This is a genomic window from Saccharomonospora saliphila YIM 90502, from assembly GCF_000383795.1.
Taxonomy (GTDB): Bacteria; Actinomycetota; Actinomycetes; order Mycobacteriales; family Pseudonocardiaceae; genus Saccharomonospora; species Saccharomonospora saliphila.
Window position 1 is genome coordinate 1 of sequence record NZ_KB912598.1, and the last position, 2,505, is coordinate 2,505.

A 2,505-nucleotide genomic window follows, 5' to 3' on the forward strand; every position below is an offset into this window, starting at 1 on the left:
GACAGGGCCTCCCGGGCCCCCGGCCGCCACGGCAGCTCGTCGGCGAACAGCGCCGCCGTGCGAGTGCGGACCCAGTCGGCCAGCTCGGACACCGCGCCCTCGCCGACCTCGTGCCCGGTGATCCGGAGCAGGTACCGGCAGGTGGCGAACATGTTCGAACCGACCAGCGTCGCGCGCTGCTCCGCCGACAGCGACCCGCCGAGACGCTCGGCCGCCTCGTACAGGGCGATGTCCCACAGCTTCTCGGAATCTACGAGTGTGCCGTCCATGTCCCACAGCACGGCGGCGAGCCCGTCCACAGCGGACGGTCGGTCCACGTTGTCTCCTCGGTCGTCGGGGTACCGGCACCGCGGACGGCCGGAGGGGCCCGGACGGCCGCGTGATGGGCGGGCGGGTGCGCCCGGCCCGGCCGACAGCCTACGACCCCGCCACGGCCGGGCCGTCCGGCGCACGGTGCGAGGCGCGACTCGCCACGGGCCGTAGGCTGGAGGGGTGAGCACGCCCTTCGACGAGACGACAGAGCGCCCCTCGCGGCCCAGGCCAGTGATGGTCGTGGCGTTCGAGGGCTGGAACGACGCGGGCGACGCGGCGAGCACCGCCGTGGAACACCTGCAACTGAACTGGGACGCCGAACCGCTGGGCGAAATCGACCCGGACGACTACTACGACTTCCAGGTCAGCCGCCCCTCGGTGAAGCTGGTGGACGGGGTCACCAGGCGGGTGGAGTGGCAGACGACGAGGCTGGCCGTGTGCAGGCCGGCGGGCTTCGACCGGGACGTCGTGCTCGTGCACGGACCCGAGCCCAACATGCGGTGGAAGGCCTTCTGTGGCGAACTCCTCGAGCAGGCCCGGCAGCTCGACGTGGACACCGTGGTGACCCTGGGTGCGTTGCTGGCCGACACGGCGCACACACGCCCGGTGCCGGTCACCGGAACGGCCTACGACGCCGACGCGGCGGCGCGGTTCGGCCTGGAAAGCAGTGGATACGAGGGGCCGACCGGAATCGTGGGGGTGTTGCAGGACGCGTGCGTGCGCGCCGGTGTCCCGGCCGTCTCGGTCTGGGCGGCGGTGCCGCACTACGTGTCGCACCCGCCCTCCCCCAAGGCGACCCTGGCCCTGCTGCGCAAGCTGGAGGACGTGCTCGACGTGCGGATTCCGCTCGGAGCGTTGCCGGAACAGGCCGAGGAGTGGCAGCAGACCGTCAGTGAGATGGCCGACGAGGACGACGAGGTCAGCGAGTACGTCCGCACCTTGGAGGAACGCGGGGACGCCGAGATCACGCTGGAGGAATCCAGCGGAGACCGGATCGCCGCGGAGTTCGAGCGGTATCTGCGCAGGCACCGTCCGGACGGGCCCGGCTCGTCCGGCTCGTCCGGACGGTAGGTACACCTACCGGCACGCCGGGCACCGTGGCCCCGCCGGGTTCGTCGGCCCGGTGGGGCGCCCGCGGGCCCGCGGTCACAGGATGCGGCGCAGCGGTACCGCGCCGCGCGAGCGCCGGTTCCACTCGCGCGGGTAGCCCAGCGACACCTCCTCGAAGCGCACGCCGTCACGGTGGGTGGTGCGGGGAATGTGCAGGTGGCCGTAGACGGCCACCTCGGCGCGGTAGCGCACGTGCCAGTCGGCGGTCTCGCTCGTGCCGCACCACATCGCGAACTCCGGGTAGTACAGCGGCGCCGTGGGATGCCGGTGCAGCGGCCAGTGGGAGACCAGGACGGTGCCGTGGTCACCGGGAATCTCGGCAAGGCGTTTCTCGCTGACCTCAAGGCGCCGGGCGCACCACTCGGCGCGTCCGGCGTAGGGATCGGGGTGCAGCAAGTACTCGTCGGTGCACACCACGCCCGCCTCCCTGGCCTGCCGCAGCGCCTCGTCGAGGGAGTGGCCCTCGGCGGCGGGGGTGCGCCAACTGTAGTCGTAGAGCACGAACAACGCGGCGACGGTGAGGGGCCGGGGCCCGTGTTCCCACACCGGAAACGGGTCCTCGGGGGTGAGGACGTCGAGCTCACGGCAGCGCCGCACCAGCTCGGTGTAGCGTTGCTCGCCCCGGGCCTGGACGGGGTCCTTCGGGGTGGTCCACAGCTCGTGGTTGCCGGGCACCCACACCACCGTGGCGAACCGCCGCCGCAGGGTCGCCAGCGCGTCGGACACCGCGTCGGCGTGCTCGGCGACATCGCCCGCGACGATCAGCCAGTCGTCCGGGCTCTCGGGCCGGACCGAGTCAAGCAGGGGCGCGTTGTCGCGGTGACTGAGGTGCAGGTCGCTGGTCGCGTACAGGTTCGGCACGCTGCCCACGGTAACCGGCCGGGGCAAGCCCCTGTCCCGGCCGAGGCCGCACCGTCGGGGCCGGTCGCGTGGCGATAGGCAGGCACTCACGAGCCCCCGGTGCCGGTCCCGCCCGTCCGGGACCGGCCGGAACCGGCGGACCTGCCGGTGGCGACGGCGCCGACGCCACCGCTCTCCGCGCGGACCGTCGCGCGGGAGCAGTCCGGGTCCCGCGGGGCGGTG

2 protein-coding genes and 1 pseudogene are annotated in these 2,505 nt (G+C 73.2%); 1 reads left to right on the plus strand and 2 read right to left on the minus strand.

What is annotated here, in order from left to right:
* Positions 1 to 269 (minus strand): annotated as a pseudogene (locus SACSA_RS0100375) (HAD family phosphatase); the annotation flags it as partial.
* Between the two features lie 223 nt (positions 270 to 492).
* On the opposite strand from SACSA_RS0100375, the gene SACSA_RS0100380 reads away from it, so the two are divergent.
* Positions 493 to 1,383, plus strand: coding sequence for a PAC2 family protein (locus SACSA_RS0100380; protein WP_028661386.1), 891 nt, complete (start codon positions 493 to 495; stop codon positions 1,381 to 1,383).
* A gap of 75 nt (positions 1,384 to 1,458) precedes the next feature.
* On the opposite strand, the gene SACSA_RS0100385 is transcribed toward SACSA_RS0100380, so the two are convergent.
* A complete protein-coding gene (locus SACSA_RS0100385; protein ID WP_028661387.1) occupies positions 1,459 to 2,283 on the minus strand; it encodes a metallophosphoesterase family protein in 825 nt (274 codons plus the stop codon).
* Between the last annotated feature and the right edge of the window lie 222 nt (positions 2,284 to 2,505).